This window comes from Streptococcus sp. 2020WUSS089 (assembly GCF_044427405.1).
Taxonomy (GTDB): Bacteria; Bacillota; Bacilli; order Lactobacillales; family Streptococcaceae; genus Streptococcus; species Streptococcus hashimotonensis.
The window spans coordinates 47807-66905 of record NZ_JAOTGD010000007.1 but is presented as its reverse complement, the minus strand read 5'-3'; the positions used below and the strand labels follow the sequence as shown (position 1 = coordinate 66905).

The window sequence follows — 19099 nt, the reverse complement described above, 5'->3', positions numbered from 1 at the left end:
AGGGGTAAGATTACCGCTGCTATTCGTAAACCAATCATCCATTTACGCCATTTTGGTGGCAAATCTTTTAAGGATTCCATGCTTTATTTTAATCCTTTCTTATAGAAAAAGCTACTGAGAAATCATTCCTTTGTTCTGAAACAAAGCCGTTTTATAACCTGTGACTGTCAAGTCAATATTGCCGAGTAAATCTGTTCTAACTTAACTCACTAAACTTAGAAAAATGATGTCTTGGAGAGATGTTAGAGTTCTTCTCATCTCAGTAAGATTGGTCTAACAACTCCAACCCATAGGATTTAACATCTCCTGCTACACCGTCTTGTAACCATTGAGCGATACTTGGGTCTTCTCCCCTTTTCTCAAAGTATAGTTTGGTCCCTGTTGCTGTATGAACGGTTAAATGTCCCTCTTTTTGAGATACTTCATCCCAGATATAAATTCCACTATCAGGAATTTTCTCCTGCATCTCCATTACCATTTTTTTAAGCAACCCATGAAACCGATCTCCTTCAGCTTGTCCAATTCTTTCTGGCAGGGCACTAGTCATTCCAGAGTCAAAAAATGTTTGAGCTAATGCTAAATTATAGTCGCGTACAGAACAATCAAATAAAATGGTCACATCTTTTCTCTTACTTTTCAGAGCGACAAGAGAATCAAGGACAATATTATCACCAGAAACAACATCGCTAAGGGGTTTCGGTGACCCCCACTCCTCAACCATTATCCTATGCCAATCATCAGTAATCAGAAGTGAGGAATCCACATGGACAGTCGTATTCTGGGGATTATTGAATAGCTGCATGACATCATCTGCCAGAATAGCTGCCCCAAAACCGCCTGCACTTGAACCCGTAATCAATAATTGTTCTGGAGAACTATCTATATAAGCAGACAACTTCTCTATTAGTTTACGGTAATTATGATATCCTTCATAATGAATTGTCTGCAAGCTACCATCTAATGCAGCGTATTCCTGTGAGCCTGTACCTGCATGGAAATCTCCAGTGGTGTAGGGCACTCCTATAAATGTCCAATCTCTAAATGCATTATTCTCATCTGAATTTCCAATTCCCCATTCTTTTATGGCATACGTCATAACATTGAGCCCAGTATTCAATTGATCATTATAAAATCCACCTTCGACATCTAGAGGTCTTGCTGCTGTGAAATCATTCACGCTAAATCCACCGCCGTAAAAATATAAGACAACCTTATTCTCTTTACCTTTTCGAAAATATCCCTGCCATTTGCTACCATCTGAACTGACTGAACCATCAACATCGACTGAATACCATTTACCAAACTCTGGTTCTGAAATCAGAGTAGGTAAGTCCTTACCCATTGTGTTTGTCACATAGAAGTTCACAATATGGTTAAAAGACAAGAACACTGTAACAGCTACTACTGCAATAATTGAAAAAATAAGGACTCGCTTTTTCTTTTTTCCATTCCATCTCATGACATGATTCCCTTCCCTCTTAAAAATATACCATTGTTTTTACATTTCAGTTGACTCTATAAAACTTACCTGGACTACTGAAGGTAACATTCTCATTGAGACCCACCAACATCTTATTGGTGGCAAGTCGTGTAAACTTGTTTTTTTCATTCTTTTGTTCGATCTGCTAAAAAAGTCATCATACGGTCAAAGGCTTCTGCAGACACAGGGTCGTTTCTTAAATTCGATACAAAGCCATGCGGTTTTTCCAGTCCTTTTTCTGCTAAGGGATCGACCAACTCATGAACAACATCCGCCTGTTTCAAAGCCTGTTGAAGCGTGATTAGGTCGGTACGGTATTCACTGCCCAAAAGGAAACTTGCTGGATAGTCCTTGGTCACATGGAGAATCGGATTGTAAGAGTTGATTTCCTCTTCACTGAGATAAATGGTCCCCGCCACATAGTTGCCCACCAGCATCTTGGCACCCAAGAAAGCTTGGGATAATCCAAAGGGGCATCATCAATAACTAAGGCTTTGACCTGTTCTTTTGCGATACTTGGCTCCATGTCCAATAGCTGAGCGTAGTCCTGATTGGCCAAGACACTGCCATATTGGGCAACCATAATAGCTCCCGCTGATGAGCCCATCAGAATGACATCGTCCATATTCAGATGATATTCTTCTGCGTGTTCCTTTATATAAGCGATAGCCTGATTCATCTGAATGAGGGGCGTTGGAAAGTGGAAATCTGGCACCAAAGCGTAGTCCACATTTACAAGATTATAGCCCTTTGAAACCATATCATCAAGCAAATAAGTCGCTTCACTGGCTGCCAGCGGGTCGCCCATGTTTTTACTTCCTGCAAAGAAGCCACCACCATGGAAGTAAAAAAGCGTTGGACGGTCAGCTTCTAGATTTTGGTCTGGATAGATAATATCTAAAAAGCTATTGGGATATTCCTTGCTATAGGCAATCTCACTTTTTAGATAGTGACCATTTTCTTTCGGACCGTCAATAGCTTCATAAAGAGGACTATAGGAGTTGGGCGAACTAGGCTTATAAATCATCTTTTGAATAGCACCTACTACTAACTGTGGATGATTGGTAACTGTCACATAAGCAATTGCCCCCAAACATACGACTATTCCAACTAACCATAAGAGGCATTTTTTAATCTTATTCATGATCCATTCCTTTCTTTTTCACAACAGACTTGTGAAAAAACTAGGAGTATTATACAATGAAAAAAAGAGTGAGACAAGTGTCTCACAATAAATAAGACAGAAAGCAGAATATGTCTCATGAAAGAACATTATGTAGAAAACCAGCTGAGCCAGACCTTGATTCAACTTTTACAAGAAAAAGACCTCCACAACCTGACGGTCAAGGAGGTTTGCTTGAAAGCCCAAATCGGACGAGCATCCTTTTATCGTTACTATTCTTCGCTAGAAGATGTCCTCTCCCAGCAATCCCGCCGACTCATGCAGGAGTGGGGACGAGAGTTTGAAGCCAACCCGCAGTCAACACCTGATAGGGTCTTTCAAAGCCTCTTTCAGCATTTTCAAGAGTACAAGGAATTTTACAGCATCCTCTACCGCTACCAGCTAACTCAGGTCATCGTGGATACCATAAAGGAAAAGATTGAATTAACAGCTGACCTGCCTAATGATGTCGCATACGGCAAATCCTTTTTCGCCTATGCCATTTTCGGCTGGATCAATGAGTGGATCTCACGCGGTATGCCAGAAAATCCCACCCAGCTCAATCAACTCTTTCAAGAACAAGCTGGGGTGATTTTGGGGACTTTGCAGGCCTTGTATCGTCAAGATTAGCGGGTACTATTCCTCCAAAAAGGCTATCAAGGCTGTTGAAAATGCCTCTGCATTTTGGAAGATAGAACCGTGACCTGCCTTTGGATAGATGATGAGTTGGCTGTTTTTGATTTTTTCATGCATGATATAAGAGTTCTCAGTCGGAACCTGCATGTCCTTGTCACCGTTGACAATCAGCGTTGGTTGCGTGATAAAGGCCATATCGTCCTGAGGATCTCTACCCCAGCGTTTGATGGCCTTCAGCTGGGTTAAAAATCCTGGGACATTCATGTCCTTGTCTGCATACTCGGCTTTTCTTTCTCCCATACGACCCAAAACTTTTTCAGCTTCCAAGCGACCTGCTTCATCGTGATTATAGAAAATGTAGCGTTTTGGATCCACACGCTCCAAACCAGCCTTCAGCATATAGCGGAAGGTTTTTCCTGTCACCTTATCGACTTCATCACCGCCACGAGGACCTGTTCCTGCTAGAATCAAGCGGTTAACCATTTGGCTATCGAGACGAACGATTTCTTGGGCAATAAAACCACCCATAGAAAGACCGAGCAGGTTAATTTTCGTATGCCCCAAGGCCTTGATAATAGCATGAGCCTGCTCTGCCATTCCTGAAATAGTAGGAGCTACCTTGCCTTGACTGGCTCCGACGCCAGGCAAATCAAGAACAATGACATGCTCTTTTTTAGCTAGTAAGTCTAGCAATTTTGGATCCCAGTTATCCAAGGTTACGGCCAAATGGACCAACATGACCAGGGGCAGTTTAGACTTGCCCTTGCCTAGTTCACGGTAAGCAATCTGATTGCCTGCGACAGTAATGTATTGATTTCTGGTTGTGATATAAGACATAAGTACTCCTACTATTTAAAACTGAGGACAGTTTTTCCACGTGAGCGACCGTTTGCAACCTTGTCCAAGGCTGCGTTGACTTCTTCAAATGGGTAAACGGTGTCGACAGACGGTTTGATTTCTAGTTTGCTGAAAATGTCTGCTACTTCTTGTAACTGTTGACCATTGCTTTCTACGAAGATGAAATGGTAGTGTACGTCGTAGCTTTCCGCCATTTTATCAAACTTGCGACCGACCAAACCAAGCAGGATTTGTTTCCATTTCGGCAGGTTCATGCGTTTGGCAAATTCACCGTTTGGCATGGCACGGAGGGAAACCAGGTGACCACCTTTTTTCATGATAGACATTTGTTTTTCGGTTTCTGCACCGCCAAGTGTGTCCAGGACATAGTCGATTTGGGAGAGGGTTTTGGTGTAATCTTCTGTCTTGTAGTCGATAAACTGGTCAGCACCCAGCGCCAATACCCGCTCTGCATTTGCCCCATCACCGTTGGTAAAGACGGTCAAACCTTTAGCTTTGGCAATCGGAATGGCCATACCACCGACACCACCAGTACCACCTGAGATAAAAATGGTCTTGCCAGCTTCTGCACCAATGAGGTTAAGAGCCTGCATAATAGTCAAGGCCGTCAGAGGAACAGCTGCTGCTTCCACATCTGTCAGATAGGCAGGAACTTTGGCAAAGGCTGTAGCCTCAACTGCTACATACTCGGCAAAGGCACCGATATTGTCGAGGGGAAGACGACCAAAGACACGGTCACCAACTGCAAAATTAGTCACACTTGAGCCGACTTCTTCCACCAAACCAACGACTTCATTGCCCGCTGTTTGTGGCAATTTATAAGGGACAATCATCTTGACATCTCCACGAGAAATCATGTTATCTAGAGGATTGACACCTGCTGCGGTTACTTTGACAAGGACCTGGTCTGGTTTGATGTTCGGTTTAGCAATGTCAGTTAGGTTAAGTACGATATTGTTTTTGTTATAAGATGTATGTTGTGCTGCTTTCATGGTTTACTCCTTTTTATTTAACAACTTGTATCAGATACAAGTCCAAGTTGTGTGAAATAGAAACTGACTCGTGAAAGTCAGTTGGATTTTTTTGACTCTTGATACAAGTTAGCAATGACCTGGGCCAAGCTCTCTTGGGATAATCTATCCTGCAAATCCTGCTCAATGGTCGCAAAGATTGGCTGGACAGCTCCTGCAATGTGCCGACCAACTGGGCAGGCTTGATTGGCGTGCTGGTGCTGTTGAAAGAGCTGGATATGCGTGACTTCCTGGGTGGCATAGTAGATGTCCAGAAGACTGATGTCCGCCGGATCCTTGCTCAACTCATAGCCAGCCTTGCCTTGCTGGGACTGGATGATGCCTGCATTCTTCAAGAGGGCGATGACCTTGCGGATATAACTGGCATTGGTACCGACGCTGGTTGCCAAGGCCTGCGACGTCATGACGTCACTGCTCTCGCTAATCATGGCCAAGATATGCAGAGCTACTGAAAATTTGGTATCCATGGAAACCCTCCTTTTGAACTTGTATCAACCACAAGAACAAGTTTAGCATAAAGAAATCCACTTGGCAAGGATTTTATTCAAAAAAATCACAACCGATTGGCTGTGACTAATTTTTCCGTATCTGATCTTCCTGATAGGCTGCACGAGCACCGCCGATGAGCTTGGGTCGGCTGGCAAGGGCGGTGACATGGGCCTGGCCGATTTCACGCAAGCTCGGTCTAATTGGCACTTGGACGTGCTTGATGTGCATACCAATCGCCGTATCACCGATGTCCACACCCGCCTGAGCCGTAATAAACTCCACTTCGACTGGATCCTTCATATACTTGAAGGCAGCCAACTGTCCAGAGCCTCCTGCATGAAGGGTGGGGAGGACATTGACTATTTCCAAATCTTTCTGGATAGCCAATTCCCGCTCCACTACCAAAGCACGATTGAGGTGCTCACAGCCTTGGACAGCTAGGTAAATGCCCTTGGGAGTCAAAATATCCAGAATGGTTTCGACAATGGCTTCTCCAACTTCCAGACTGGAATTTTTGCCAATATGCCCACCAATGACCTCACTAGAAGACAAACCCAGTACAAAAATCTGACCCTTTTGAAGATTGCTGAGTTCTAAAATCTCTTCGACAACTTGCTTAGTTTGGTCTTTAATTTCCTTTAATGACATGATTTACTGCACCAATTCTTTCTATTGCCTGAGCCAAGATATAACCTACTACCAAACCAACTGTGTTTTGCAGAGTATTACTCAGCAGACTTGTAACAGCGTCAGCTACATTATACATGAAACTAGATGCCACAAAATAGCCACCAATCATGGAAAGACTGGCGAAAATGATGCCCAAAAAACGTTTCTTACCCGTCCATCCTGCAAAATAGCCCTGAGCACCGTGGAAAAGCAAGCTAAAGAAAGCCCACTGGGGATAGCCCAACAAGAAATCAATCAGAAGCCCTGACAGTCCGCCAACAATGGCTCCTTCTTTCTTACCCAAGTAAAAGGCGGTAAAGAAAACTCCAACATCCAGCAAGGATGTAAAGCCGTTTGGAGTTGGTACATGGATAAATGCTAGAACCAAGGTCAAAGCCGTTAGAATGGCCAGCAATACAAGTTCTTGCGTCTTTTTATTTCTCATATTGAATTACCCCATATTGATCTGATTTTAAGATGGCTGCATGGACAAAGTCCTTGGACAGTCGGACTGCCTCCAAAGAGTCCTGACCTAGCAAAAGCTGACTGGCAATGCTGGACGCAAAGGTACAGCCCGCCCCCACATTGTTTTCTGAGAGCAAGGGCGACTTAAGCACCACCGCTTCCTGCCCGTCATAGTACACATCGACAGCCTGTGAACCTCCCAAGCGATTGCCCCCCTTGATAACCACCGACTTGGCACCCAAGTCATAAAGCGCCACCGTCGCCTGCTCCATCTCTTCCACCGTTTGGATGTCTTTTTGGAGCAATAGCTGAGCTTCTGCCAGATTTGGCGTGATGATGCTGACATAGGGAAGGAATTTCAAGAGTTCATCCCGCAACTGACTGACCTCGGTATCATGCGTTTCCTTGCAGACCAAGACCGGGTCTAAAACCACCGGAATATCCTGATGAGCCTTGATAAATTCCAAGGCCTGCTCTGCTATTTCCACCGTCGGAAGCAAGCCAATCTTAATAGCTGAAAAGGGTACATCCTTCAAGCTAGCCAACTGCTGGGCAAACACCGCCGCATCTGTCGGAATGACCTCAAAACCTTTTTCCGTCATAGCTGTCAAGCAGGTCACCGCCACAAAGCCATGCAGTCCATGAACTGTGTAGGTGGTCAGGTCTGCATGGAGGCCGCCACCGCTGAAAATATCATTGCCCGAAAGCGCCAAAATATACTTAGTCTTCATAGATAATCTCCTTTAGATAGAGGCCATTTCCCGCCGCAGTCGGACCTGCCAAACCACGATCTTTTTCTGCCAAAATCCGCTTAATCTGCCCCACAGGCATCCGACCATTACCAATTTTCAAGAGGGTCCCGACCATATTTCGCACCTGCTTGTACAAAAAGCCGTTACCTGAAAAGGTAAAAATCAAGAACTGGCGACGCTGGTCATACTCCATTGTAGCCGCCGTGATGGTCCGCACCTTGTCCTCGACTGAAGTCCCTGATGCCGTAAAGCCTGTGAAGTCATGGGTCCCCACTAGGTCCTGAATAGCTTCTTCTATCAAGCCCAAGTCCAAATCATAGGGATAGAAAGTCGCATAGTGGCGCATCATAGGATTCTTGGGCCGGCCAATGTCCACCAGAAATTCATAGGTCTTGCTGTGCTTGGCATAGCGGCAATGAAAATCATCCGCAACCTGCTCCACCTGGACCACATCAATATCCTCAGGGGTTTGGGTATCCAGGGCAAAGCGGAGCTTCTCAGTATCTCGACTGCCAGCCAAGTCAAAGTGTATAACCTGACCGTAGGCATGTACTCCTGCATCTGTCCGACCCGCACCATGAACGGTTACTGGCTGACCACTATTCAATCTTACTAACGTTTTTTCGATTTCTTCCTGAACCGTACGAGCATAGGGCTGGCGTTGAAAACCAGAAAAATCATGTCCGTCGTAGGAAATAATTGCCTTATATCTTGTCATGTTTTGATTGTAGCACAGGAAAAGTATGTAAACAAGTCATGAGACATCAAACTGTCCTATGACAGATTTCCTGTCTCAAAATTGACACAACCTCCCAAATACACTATAATGAAACTGAATATTGTATCTTAGAATTTTTATAAAATAATAACGAAAGGAGGAAACTATGGAACTCCATTCTCACCTCAATGCAGAAAACCAAACTGCTTTTGAACACGTCATCCAACATCTAAAAGAAAAGGGTGTACGCATTACCGAAACTAGAAAAGCAGTCGTTGCCTATATTATCGAAAGCGATGACCATCCTAGTGCTGAGATGATTTATCAAGATCTACTACCTAACTACCCAAACATGAGCCTGGCGACTGTTTACAACAACCTCAAACTTCTATTGGAAGAAGGGTTCGTGACTGAATTGAAACGGACCAATGATAATACAACTTATTACGACTTCATGGGGCACGAGCACCTCAATGTTATTTGTGAAGTCTGTGGAAAAATCACTGATTTCATGGATGTAGAAATCCCGAGCTTGAAGAAGGAAGCTCATACCCAAACTGGTTACAAAATTACAAAAGAGGTGCTATCCATCTACGGCATTTGTCCTGATTGCCAGGGCTAAAAGACGAATATCAAAGCGGCTTTCTGTCGCTTTTTTTATTTTTCCTTTGAATTGTCAGAACAATCTTATTTAGAATTGTTATAAATAACTTGACTTTCTTTTTATAATTGTTATAATTAACTTAGATAAATGATAATAATTCTAAATAAGGAAACAACAAACTATGACACTCGTATCCAACCTCAAACAACACAGCCACATCATCACAACCGCTCTCTGCTTGGCGCTCATTCTAATGGGTATCCTTTTGCTTCAGACTGGACAAGGAGGGGCACCCATCCTCTTCATTTCAGCCTTTGTCATCGGCGGCTACCAGTCTGCCAAGGAAGGTATTTCTGAACTGATTTTCGACAAGCACCTGTCGGTCGATCTCCTCATGATTTTGGCTGCTATCGGCTCTGGTCTCATCGGCTACTGGATGGAGGGAGCCCTGCTCATCTTTATCTTCTCCCTTTCTTCTACTCTGGAAGAGTTAGCCATGGAAAAAAGCAAAAATGCCATCGCAGCTCTGATGAACATGACGCCTCCAACGGCTCGCAAAATCGAGGAAAATGGTGACATCACTGTCTTAGACACCGCAGCCATCCGCATCGGCGACCTCCTACAAGTTCGCAAGGGCGACACGGTGCCACTGGATGCCACACTCATCAGCCCACAATCTATCTTTGACGAATCCATGATTACAGGCGAGCCGCTCCCTGCGGAAAAAGTAGCTGGTGCTGCTGTTATTGGTGGTACTATTAACCAAGGTCCAACTGTGACCGTTCAAGTTACAGCTGAAAAAGGCGATGCCCTCTTCGATAAAATCGTCCAAATGGTTGAAAATACCCAAGAATCCAAATCAAAAACAGCGACTTTCATTGAAAACATGGAGGATACCTATGTCAAAGTTGTATTGGTGGTGGCGCCACTCTTCATCCTCTTTGCTCATTTTGCTCTGGGTTGGGACTGGTTGACGGCCTTCTACCGTGGCATGATTCTCTTGACTATTGCTTCTCCATGTGCGCTTGTAGCTTCTTCTTCACCGGCAACACTTTCTGCCATCAGCCGTGCGGCACGCAAGGGCATGATTATCAAAGGAGGCGACATTGCGGATAACATCGCCAATTTAGAGGCAATCGTCTTTGACAAGACCGGTACCCTGACCATTGGTAAACCTGAAGTTGTAGGAGCAACCTATCTTGGTGATGAAAAACTTATCAAGCAGGTTGTTCAGGCAGTTGAAAAACAATCGAGTCACCCAATCGCTCAAGCTCTCATGACCTATACGGCTGACAGCTCTGCTATTGCCCTCCAAAGCCTAGAAGACGTGACCGGAAAAGGCTTGGTGGCAGGTTATGAGGGCGACAGCTGGAAAATCGGTAAGGCGGGCTTTGTGGTGGATAGTTTGGTGAGTCCCTTGTCTGCTGACTTGCTGGCACAGATCGATGAGGCGGAAAGCACTGGGAAAACCCTGGTCTATGTCAGCCAAAATGATCTGCTGGTGGCGATCTTCATGGTGGAAGATAGTTTGAAGCCAGAGAGTAAGCAGCTGATTGCCCAGTTGAAAGAGATGGGCGTGACGCCAATTCTCCTGACAGGCGACCAAGAAAAGACTGCTCGTTATGTGGCGAGTCAGGTCGGTATTGACCGTGTGATTGCCAACTGCCTACCTACAGACAAGGCTTCTGTTATCAAAGAACTGCAAACCGAGTTTGCATCTGTCGGCATGGTAGGCGACGGTATCAACGATGCTCCTGCCCTTGCCCAAGCCAATGTCAGCTATGCCATGGGAAGCGGAACAGACATCGCTATGGAGTCAGCCGATATCGTCCTCATGGAAGACCTGACACGGATTCCCTACTCCATTCGTCTCTCTAAGAAAATGCGGAGCATCATCAAACAAAATATCATCTTTGCCCTGTCTGTTATTGCCCTTCTTATCATTTCTAACCTCTTCCAGTCTATCAACCTACCGCTCGGCGTGGTGGGCCACGAAGGATCAACGATTTTGGTGATTTTGAATGGATTGAGACTCTTGTATTTTAAATAGCTTCAAACCGCCAGTTGCTTGGCGGTTTTGCTTTTATTTTTTTAAAAAAACGCTTGCATTTCAGAAATTATTGTTTTATAATAATTTTAAAGATAATATTATCATAAAACAATAATAATTGGAGGTTTGCTATGAAAACAAATCTACTCAAAACAGCAGGATTGGTTGCTGCATGTGTTCGCTTTTTCTTCTATTTTTTGGTTGCTTGCTATATCTTTTTCACATTGGCTGGTCTTGGAGGCGACTCCTTTGCGATAGGCTCTTGGGAATATACCTTTAACAAACCCATTGACCAGATTGGTATCTGGCTCATCCTTTTAACAAGTGGATTGATCTTAATCGTCTTGACGGCACTCAGCCACATTGCCTACTTGATTCAAAAGCTATGTAAGATATTTCTGGAAGAAGATTATTTCGCTTCAGCGAGTCTGAAACTGTATCAGAAACTCTTCATCAGTTTGCTCGTCCTAACTGCTGGGCAATTTTGCCTAACCAGCTTGATTGCCCTGACAAATGCTGCTGGACCAAACAACTTCCTCAATCTGCGTTGGTCAGATTTTATCCTCAATGCTCTCTTTATCTTCCTGACTTATTTTGTCTGGACTCTGGTTCAAAAAGGGCAACAACTTGAAACCGAGAACAGCGAGTTTATCTGATATGGAAATGATTCGCGTAAATTTAGACAAGGTCCTCAAAGACCGACAAATGACTTCCAAGGACCTGGCCGAGCAAGTCGGCATTACCGAGGCCAACCTGTCTATTCTCAAAACAGGCAAGGCCAAAGGCATTCGTTTTAATACCCTGATGAGCATCTGCCGAATCCTAGACTGCCAACCAGGAGATATTTTGGAATATGTGAGTGAGGGGTAGATACATAAAAAGAGATGAAGCAAAAAGGCTTTAATATAAAAAAACAGCTTAGAACCGCGCCATTCGAGACGTTAATTCTAAGCTATTTTTGATTGTTAAAATTTTAATCAAAAGGCTAATCCAACCTCTTTTTAATAAGTCGCTAAGTGTTTTTCTAGTTGTAATTGACCAAATGCATAAAGGGTACAGATAACCCAATAAATAAGGGCCACACAGATGTAAACTGTCATGTAGTCCGACTTGGCTCCGCCGACTATTTTTGCCTTATTGAAAATCTCTGGTACAGTAATCATGGCTGTCAGAGAGGTACTTTTGACCATGTCTAAGAGGACGTTGCTAAGGGGTGGAAGGGCAATGCGAAAGGCTTGGGGAATGATGATTTTTCGATAAATCACATTGGTCCGCAAACCCAGGGAACGCGCTGCTTCCCATTGCCCCTTATCAATGGCTGAAAGAGATGCACGAATAATTTCAGAAATGTAGGCACTGGACATGGAGGTAAAGGCGATGATAGAGGCTGTTATGGCGTCTAACTGTAAGCCCATAAAGGGCAGACCAAAATAGATGAAGAAAAGAAGAACCATGAGGGGAATACCACGCATGAGAGAAATATGGGCCATAGCCAACCAACGCAAGGGTCCAAACTTAGACATCCGCATGAGGGCTACAAAAAATCCACAGAAAGTCCCCAAGGCAAAACCAATTAGGGATAGGGATAAAGTGTAGGGAAGCCCCTCCAAAATCTGTGGAATAGCCTCTCTTGCAATATCCGCATTAAAAACTGCCTGCCAGTTAATATCCATATCTTCTCCTCTTTCCTAAAAACCAGATAGACCTTGCCAGTCTGGGACTGACAAAGTCTATACAAGATGCATTTATCGTCATTTAGTTTTTCTTTTATTACTTCGACGTAAGAGGAAACCCCGTTTCCTTATTTCCAACTTCAAACACTCCACTGGACTGTTTGAACTCGCCTTGCCTGATTGAAACAGTCTGGGGGACTGTTTCAAGTCAATGCCAAGAAACAAGAAAGCATTGAGTTATGCCTGCGGCTCGTTGATGCGAACTTTGTTCGCTTTATTTGCAACCTCCAACTATCTCCCAGATAGTTGGAGCGAGTACTAAAAGTAAACTAAAAGACTATAATTTTATACTAATTCTTATTCAACTTCGATAACTGGCAACTCATCTGCATTCTCAACAGGGATTGTCAAATCTTGTCCTGCATAGTATTTCTCAGAAATTGCCTTCAAAGTTCCGTCAGCTTTCATTGCTTCAAGAGCTTCGTCAATTTTTTCTTTCAAGCTTGTGTCAGCCTTGCTCATGACAATACCTTGTTCAGTTGGGTTGTATTTTGCATCACCCATCTTCACTTTGATATCTGGGAAGTTGGCATTTGCCCATTTGATGGCCATGACTTGTGTGTAGTAGTCGTTTGGAATGAAGTCTGTACGACCTGTTGATACATCACGCAAATAGACATCGTTGGTTACGTTGTCATAGATAACTGGCTCTGCACCTTGCTTTTCAGCAATTTTCATGTACTGAGTACCTGCACCACCACCAGCTTTTTTACCAGTCCAGTCGCTCAAGTCAGCTGCTTCGATTCCTGATGAACCATCTTCACGAACGATGTAGCCGCCAACTGAATACTTGTAAGGGATAGAGAAGTTATACTTTTCCTTACGAGCTTCCGTCATGTCAAAGTTGTTAACAGAAATATCGACTTTTCCACTGTCCACAGCTGTAAAGGCTTCTGCCACACCGATTTCTTGGTATTCGATTTCCAATTTCAAACGTTTACCAATTTCATTGATCATGTCAATTTCATAACCGACCAATTCTTTAGCATCGTTGTAGTAAGAAGTTGGGAAAAGGGTCCCTGGTGTTGCAACCTTCAAGACACCTGCTTCTTGTACTTTTTCCCATTGAGTCTGTTCAGCAGAAGAACTGCTAGTATTAGAACTTGAGCTAGAACATGCTGCCAAGGTCAAAGTAGAAACCAAGAGAGCTGAGGCCAAAACTTTTTTCAACATAAAACAATCTCCTTTGGAAGTCATAGCTTCCCTTTTACTTTTTCGGTGTTAACCCACCAACTTTTACAGGTTAACATTTTGAAAACGTTTTGGCAAATAATTGAACTGAAAAAATGAATTCCCTTACAAGTTGATTAAACCTGCTGCCTCCATTTGGTCTGCCAACTGCAAGAGTAAATCCTCTCGTCCCTTGGCTGCTGTCAATTGGATGCCGATTGGTAAGCCATCAGCCCGCACATAAGTTGGCAGAGAAATGGCTGGCTGACCACAAATATTGGCCTGCTGCGTAAAGGGGGTTAGGGCTAGGCTGTCCTCGAACATTTGCCAGATCAGATCCTGCTGCTCTTCCATGGAATAGTTCTGGGTGTGCTTGAGGCGGTCCAGCAAATCTGCTGGCAGGTCAAATTGCCCATGCTTGGGCGCTACATCAGCAACCGTCGGTGTCAGAAGCAAGTCGTAATCCTCATGGAAACGCGCCATACTAGCTCCAAACTGGTCCCAGTCCAAGAGGGCCTTGGAGTGCAATTTGGCTGGAATGGTTTGCCCGCTTTGGTAAATAGCCCAGGACATGACTTCCATGTCATCCAAGGTCATCTGGCGCCCAAAAGCCGCTTCGATCTCGTCAAACATCTGGGCTGTGTCCACGCTGTTCATCAGGTAGAAGGATCTCATCAGGGCCACTCCATCCAGGGGATATTCTGACAACTCCACCAGCTCATGCCCTAAGTCAGCCAAGTGATGACAGGCTTTTTGAACCGCTTCTACCACTTCAGGACTGACCTTGCTCCCTACTGGAGACTTGCTATAGTAGGCGATTTTAAGGGGGCGAGACAATTTTCCAAACACCTCCTCTTCGCTCAGCTTGGCAAGGGGAAAGGGGGCTTCCAGCTGATAGTCCTGGAAATGGTAGAGCAGATGCTGGGTATCACGGACAGACTTGGTCAGGGCAAAATTGACAGATGCCCCCTGCCAGCCACGATAGGACTTGGGTCCAACTGGAATCCGACCACGACTGGTTTTGAGTCCAATCAAGCCATTGAAGGAGGCTGGGATGCGAATTGAGCCACCACCATCCGATGCAGCAGCAATAGAAACCATGCCTGAAGCCAGTGCTGCGGCTGCACCACCACTTGATCCACCAGCATTGCGACTGGGGTCCAAGGGAAGATTGACAGGACCATGCAGGCTGGCATCTGAGATATTTTTGAAGCCGAATTCTGGCGTATTGGTCCGACCGACAATGATGAAGCCCAAGTCCTTCAATCGTTGAACATAGGTATCGGTATGGCCTGCTGGCCGACCAGCAAGCAGGCGAGAGCCTGCAGAAGATGGCTGCCCCTTTTCATTTTGCCCCAAATCCTTCAGTAAGAAAGGAACTCCTGCAAATGGCTTGCCTAGATAGTCTTCTTTCTCCGCTTCTTTCAAGGCTACTTCATATTGCTTGCTGACAACCGCATTGAGGGCGGGATTGAGCTTTTCAATCCTGTCAATGGTTTCTTGCACCAATTCCTTGGCAGAAACCTGTTTTTGATTGACAGCCTGGGCCATAGCTGTCGCATCTTTCCACATAGGCATCTCCTTGTATTTTTTATTAGCTTATCATGAAAGTAAAAAATCAGCAAGAAGTTCATTTTTCCTGCTGATTTTCATACCTTCAACCCTCACTATAACCTAGTTATCCGTATTCACTTTTTCAACAATCTCAATATCATACTCTCCAAAATCCCCATCTTGCGTCAGTTGAATAGTGTATTTTTTTCCTTTTTCCAACTCAAACGTGCCCTGATAGTCACCACTAATCTGATTATGGTATTCATCCAAAATAAGTAGGCTAGCTACGTCATTTGTCACCGATACAGAGTAGCTACCAGTAGCATCTGGGATAAATTGATAGGTATGTACCTCATTGGTAAAGGTCATTTCAGCTGATAAAAGAGTGTCTAGCGAAATCTTACGCGTATCACTAGCATAGCCAATTTTAAGGCTGTAATCACTGACTTCCTTCTCCTGATAAACAAAGATTGAGTATTCCTCATCTTTTTCTAAGGTAACTGCCATCGCTGACTCATAAGAAGAGATTTCTCCTATTTTTTCCTTCAGTCTATTTTTAATCACTACTGACATGACTGCATCCGCCATTTTATCAGTCAATTCAAAGCCATATACTCCGCTACGCGGTGCTGTAAAAGTATAGTGATTGACCTGATCTGTAAATTCTATACTATCCTTCACCAGCGTGTAATTTGTAATATTCTCCAAGGGTTTCTGCACCCCAATATTTAATGTGTAGCTACTTAAGGAGGAATAGGTTTGGTGCCGAACCCCAATTGTATAGTTCTCTGATTCCTTTAAATAAAATGCCGAATAGGAATTTCCACTTGCCTCTAATTTTTTTCCATATGAATCCAACACATAGATAGAAAAACCAGCATCAGCTAAAACTTCTGTTAGACCCAGATGGTACAGCCCCTCTCTTGGAGCAATATAAGAATAGACATTCGTTTGACCAGCAAAGGTCACCGAGTCTTTTACAAGGGTTGCCTTAGAAATATCCCTTGTTTCCTTAGCCAGAGTTAATTTTAAACTGTAAGTCACATCTGAATACTGACGTTTGGTTTTGATGGTGTACACTTTTCCAGCATCCAACTCTACAACTGTGCCTCCTGAACTAAAACTTTCTAGTTGTTGATTCGCTTCATCCAGCACTTCTACACTGACGTAACTTCCTTCTTTTAAACCAACCAATTCAAGATAGTAATTTCCTGTAATAGGTGCTGTATAAGAATATTCTTTTAGATTTTCAGACTCAGTTACTGTATCCTGACCTTCTGCTGGGAAAGAAACTTCCTGTGCTGTCTCAATCTCAATCGTTTCTCCCGCAGCAACGGGAGCAACAACTAAACTTTTAGCTTCTTTCTTGGACTCAACCTCTTCAATCGTAGATGAAGATTGTACAGCTTGAGAAGGAACTTCTTTTTGTTGGGTAAATATACCAGAAACCTGTCTATAGCCTATGGTCAGCAAGATGAGCAAAGCACTATAAAACAAGAGTTGGAATTTGTATTGAAAGATAAAAGAGTGCAGAATTGTCAGCAACCATCGTATCAAGTAAAAAGGTGTTAGAAGAATGTTTAAAGCTTTATTTTTGGAATTCCCTTTAAAAATGTGTCGGAAATAATCTTTGATTACAATCCCTTTATGATTGTTTTTCAAAGCTAAAAAATCCATGATATTACTTTCGCGAATCAAGCTAAAAATAGTAATAGGAATCGTTAACCAGACTGCACTAAGTACAGAAAACTTATCAATAAAATACAGTTGAACAACCGTTGGAATGATCAAACTCAAAATCACCAAAATTAACTCGTTAAAAAACTTAGCTATCTTCAGATAATAAGCTTTCATATACGATTGGAAATAATGTTCAACATCCAGTTCCGACAATTGAAATACTTCTGATAAATTCTGCTTCATCTGCTCATAACTGGAGCTAGCCTCATTCACTATTTTTAGCTCAACAAAGTTCTCCAAGTCTTCATCATCAACCAAGCCAGATATCTGATCCATGGTAACATTTGTCCCCTTATAAACTTGCTCTAGAAAATTCTTTGTAGCTAGCTTAATCCCTTGTTCTTCCCTAAATAGCTCGATTGCCTTTAATATTTTTGAACCAGCCATAATATCTCCTTTTCATATAAACTCCTTATTATAGCTATTCTGACATATTTCCCTGTAAATTTCAACCCCACTACTAGCACTTCTATAGAGCCTAAAAAATCAGCAAGCTGGGCTTACTGATTTTGAATGTTTGTTCAAAACAAATTACAATTCCTCAAAGGCATCTTTTACCTTGTCAAAAAATCCTTTTTTATGGGGTTTGACATCAATATTTCCAGCTGCCGCAAATTCTTTAAGAGCTGCTTTTTGGCGGTCATTCAAACCTGTCGGAGTGACGATATTTACTGTGACATATTGATCACCAATAGCTCCACCACGAACACTTGGGGCACCTTTTCCTTTGAGTCGGAAGGTCTTACCAGTCTGGGTACCTTCAGGAATGACCATATCCACATCACCGTGAACTGTTGGCACATGAACTGTATCTCCAAGTGCTGCTTGGACAAAGTTGAGGTTCAGTTTATAGTGAATAGTGGTTCCTTCACGTTCAAACTTGTCTGAAGGTTGGACCTGAATGACAACGTAGAGATCTCCGTATGGACCTCCATTGAAACCAGCTTCACCTTGACCTGCCAAGCGAATACGTTGACCGGTTTCCACACCAGCTGGTACCTTAACCGTTACCGTATGGGCTTGTTTTTCATGACCAGTTCCATGACAGGTTGTACATGGATCTTTAATTTGTTTTCCGCGACCATGGCAGACATCACAGGTCATTTGACGGCGCATGGTTCCAAGTGGAGTTTGGGTGTCCACATTGATCACTCCAGAACCATGACAACGCCCACAGGTTACTGGACTTGTTCCAGGTTTGGCACCTGAACCTGTACAGGTTCGACAAGTTGCCTCACGGTTATAGGAAACTTCACGTTCCACACCAAAAATCGCTTCTTCAAATTTCAAGTTGACCGCATACTGCAAGTCATCCCCTTGACGAGGTGCATTAGGATTGCGCGTCGCACCACCTCCACCAAAGAAGCTAGAGAAAATGTCTTCAAAGCCACCGAAACCTGCTCCGTCGAAACCACCAAAGCCTCCTGCTCCTCCGCCGAAGCCACCGTTTGCTCCAGCAGGACCATACTGGTCATAGGCAGACCGTTTTTGCGGATCGCTCAAGGTTTCATAAGCCTCTTGGACCTCCTTGTATTTATCCTCCGCACCCGGATCCTTGTTAATATCTGGATGGTATTTCTTTGAAAGCTTCCGATAAGCCTTCTTAATCTCGTCCTGAGAAGCGCTCTTAGAAACGCCCAGACGATCGTAAAATTCAGTATTGTTCATAGTTTATGATACAAAAGGCGTCAAGAAAACCGTATGAAAATAGGAAACTGACACAGTGTGTAAAACACACTAGGTGGTTTATCTTTTTCACTAGGTTTTTAGCCTGTGTTCGAATTACCGAACTTGTATTCCTTTCTTTGAAATATTGAAAGTAGCCCGTATTCAGTTACGAACACTTTCCTTTCTATGAAGATATTAAGCCGTTAAGCGACTCAAAGAAAAATAGGGAGTGAAAGTGTCCAGTGGACACTTTCAGCCCTGTCGTACAAAAACAATAAGCGACAGGTATTTCTCAAAAAGTCTATCCCCAGACTTTTTGA

General features: G+C 43.6%; 20 protein-coding genes. 5 read left to right on the top strand and 15 right to left on the bottom strand.

Going from position 1 to position 19099, the window contains the following annotated elements; translation table 11 throughout:
- Positions 1 to 259: 259 nt before the first annotated feature.
- The 3 genes from ODU46_RS06970 to ODU46_RS06960 form a co-directional block, all read right to left on the bottom strand.
- A complete protein-coding gene (locus ODU46_RS06970; protein WP_105135857.1) occupies positions 260 to 1459 on the bottom strand; it encodes a pectin acetylesterase-family hydrolase in 1200 nt (399 codons plus the stop codon).
- A gap of 146 nt (positions 1460 to 1605) precedes the next feature.
- Complete coding sequence (locus ODU46_RS06965; protein ID WP_398579429.1) at positions 1606 to 1899, bottom strand: hypothetical protein; 294 nt, start codon at positions 1897 to 1899, stop codon at positions 1606 to 1608.
- Entirely contained in the window at positions 1836 to 2624 is a 789-nt protein-coding gene (locus ODU46_RS06960; RefSeq protein WP_398579428.1) for an alpha/beta hydrolase, read from the bottom strand. The genes ODU46_RS06965 and ODU46_RS06960 overlap by 64 nt, the downstream gene beginning before the upstream one ends.
- 117 nt (positions 2625 to 2741) lie before the next feature.
- Here ODU46_RS06960 and ODU46_RS06955 point away from each other — a divergent pair, with 117 nt between their 5' ends.
- Positions 2742 to 3272: a TetR/AcrR family transcriptional regulator gene (locus tag ODU46_RS06955; protein ID WP_105135855.1), complete on the top strand. Its 531-nt coding sequence runs from the start codon at positions 2742 to 2744 to the stop codon at positions 3270 to 3272.
- A gap of 6 nt (positions 3273 to 3278) precedes the next feature.
- Here ODU46_RS06955 and ODU46_RS06950 read toward each other — a convergent pair whose 3' ends face one another.
- The 7 genes from ODU46_RS06950 to truA form a co-directional block, all read right to left on the bottom strand.
- Entirely contained in the window at positions 3279 to 4115 is an 837-nt protein-coding gene (locus tag ODU46_RS06950) for an alpha/beta fold hydrolase (protein ID WP_398579427.1), read from the bottom strand.
- Between the two features lie 11 nt (positions 4116 to 4126).
- A complete protein-coding gene (locus ODU46_RS06945) occupies positions 4127 to 5128 on the bottom strand; it encodes an NADP-dependent oxidoreductase (RefSeq protein WP_105135854.1) in 1002 nt (333 codons plus the stop codon).
- Between the two features lie 77 nt (positions 5129 to 5205).
- On the bottom strand, positions 5206 to 5634 hold the full coding sequence (locus tag ODU46_RS06940; RefSeq protein WP_105135853.1) for an Rrf2 family transcriptional regulator: 429 nt from the start codon (positions 5632 to 5634) through the stop codon (positions 5206 to 5208).
- Between the two features lie 106 nt (positions 5635 to 5740).
- On the bottom strand, positions 5741 to 6304 hold the full coding sequence (locus tag ODU46_RS06935) for a TIGR01440 family protein (protein WP_105135852.1): 564 nt from the start codon (positions 6302 to 6304) through the stop codon (positions 5741 to 5743).
- Positions 6285 to 6770, bottom strand: a complete 486-nt coding sequence (locus ODU46_RS06930; RefSeq protein WP_105135851.1) for an ECF transporter S component — start codon at positions 6768 to 6770, stop codon at positions 6285 to 6287. The genes ODU46_RS06935 and ODU46_RS06930 overlap by 20 nt, the downstream gene beginning before the upstream one ends.
- Positions 6760 to 7521 (bottom strand): bifunctional hydroxymethylpyrimidine kinase/phosphomethylpyrimidine kinase, encoded by a 762-nt coding sequence (locus ODU46_RS06925; protein ID WP_105135850.1) that lies wholly within the window; start codon positions 7519 to 7521, stop codon positions 6760 to 6762. Before ODU46_RS06925 ends, ODU46_RS06930 begins: the two co-directional genes overlap by 11 nt.
- Positions 7511 to 8260 carry a tRNA pseudouridine(38-40) synthase TruA gene (gene truA, locus ODU46_RS06920; RefSeq protein WP_398579426.1) on the bottom strand — a complete coding sequence of 250 codons (750 nt, stop codon included), beginning with the start codon at positions 8258 to 8260 and terminating at the stop codon, positions 7511 to 7513. Before truA ends, ODU46_RS06925 begins: the two co-directional genes overlap by 11 nt.
- A 166-nt stretch (positions 8261 to 8426) precedes the next feature.
- Here truA and ODU46_RS06915 point away from each other — a divergent pair, with 166 nt between their 5' ends.
- The 4 genes from ODU46_RS06915 to ODU46_RS06900 all read left to right on the top strand — a co-directional run bounded on the left by ODU46_RS06915 (position 8427) and on the right by ODU46_RS06900 (position 11784).
- Positions 8427 to 8882, top strand: a complete 456-nt coding sequence (locus ODU46_RS06915) for a Fur family transcriptional regulator (RefSeq protein ID WP_014636557.1) — start codon at positions 8427 to 8429, stop codon at positions 8880 to 8882.
- 163 nt (positions 8883 to 9045) lie between these two features.
- Entirely contained in the window at positions 9046 to 10914 is a 1869-nt protein-coding gene (locus ODU46_RS06910) for a heavy metal translocating P-type ATPase (RefSeq protein ID WP_398579425.1), read from the top strand.
- A gap of 131 nt (positions 10915 to 11045) precedes the next feature.
- Entirely contained in the window at positions 11046 to 11570 is a 525-nt protein-coding gene (locus tag ODU46_RS06905; RefSeq protein WP_398579424.1) for a hypothetical protein, read from the top strand.
- A 1-nt stretch (position 11571) separates the two neighbouring features.
- The gene (locus ODU46_RS06900) at positions 11572 to 11784 is read left to right on the top strand and encodes a helix-turn-helix transcriptional regulator (protein WP_024414391.1); all 213 of its coding nucleotides are present in this window, start codon (positions 11572 to 11574) and stop codon (positions 11782 to 11784) included.
- A 131-nt stretch (positions 11785 to 11915) separates the two neighbouring features.
- Here the strand turns inward: ODU46_RS06900 and ODU46_RS06895 are convergent, their stop codons facing one another.
- The 5 genes from ODU46_RS06895 to dnaJ all read right to left on the bottom strand — a co-directional run bounded on the left by ODU46_RS06895 (position 11916) and on the right by dnaJ (position 18779).
- Positions 11916 to 12587: an amino acid ABC transporter permease gene (locus ODU46_RS06895; protein ID WP_044674099.1), complete on the bottom strand. Its 672-nt coding sequence runs from the start codon at positions 12585 to 12587 to the stop codon at positions 11916 to 11918.
- 357 nt (positions 12588 to 12944) lie between these two features.
- On the bottom strand, positions 12945 to 13820 hold the full coding sequence (locus ODU46_RS06890) for a transporter substrate-binding domain-containing protein (protein ID WP_044758293.1): 876 nt from the start codon (positions 13818 to 13820) through the stop codon (positions 12945 to 12947).
- Between the two features lie 123 nt (positions 13821 to 13943).
- Positions 13944 to 15389, bottom strand: coding sequence for an amidase (locus ODU46_RS06885; RefSeq protein ID WP_398579423.1), 1446 nt, complete (start codon positions 15387 to 15389; stop codon positions 13944 to 13946).
- 102 nt (positions 15390 to 15491) lie between these two features.
- On the bottom strand, positions 15492 to 17498 hold the full coding sequence (locus tag ODU46_RS06880) for a hypothetical protein (RefSeq protein WP_332420561.1): 2007 nt from the start codon (positions 17496 to 17498) through the stop codon (positions 15492 to 15494).
- Positions 17499 to 17642: 144 nt separating this feature from the next.
- The gene (gene dnaJ / locus ODU46_RS06875; RefSeq protein WP_205028680.1) at positions 17643 to 18779 is read right to left on the bottom strand and encodes a molecular chaperone DnaJ; all 1137 of its coding nucleotides are present in this window, start codon (positions 18777 to 18779) and stop codon (positions 17643 to 17645) included.
- Between the last annotated feature and the right edge of the window lie 320 nt (positions 18780 to 19099).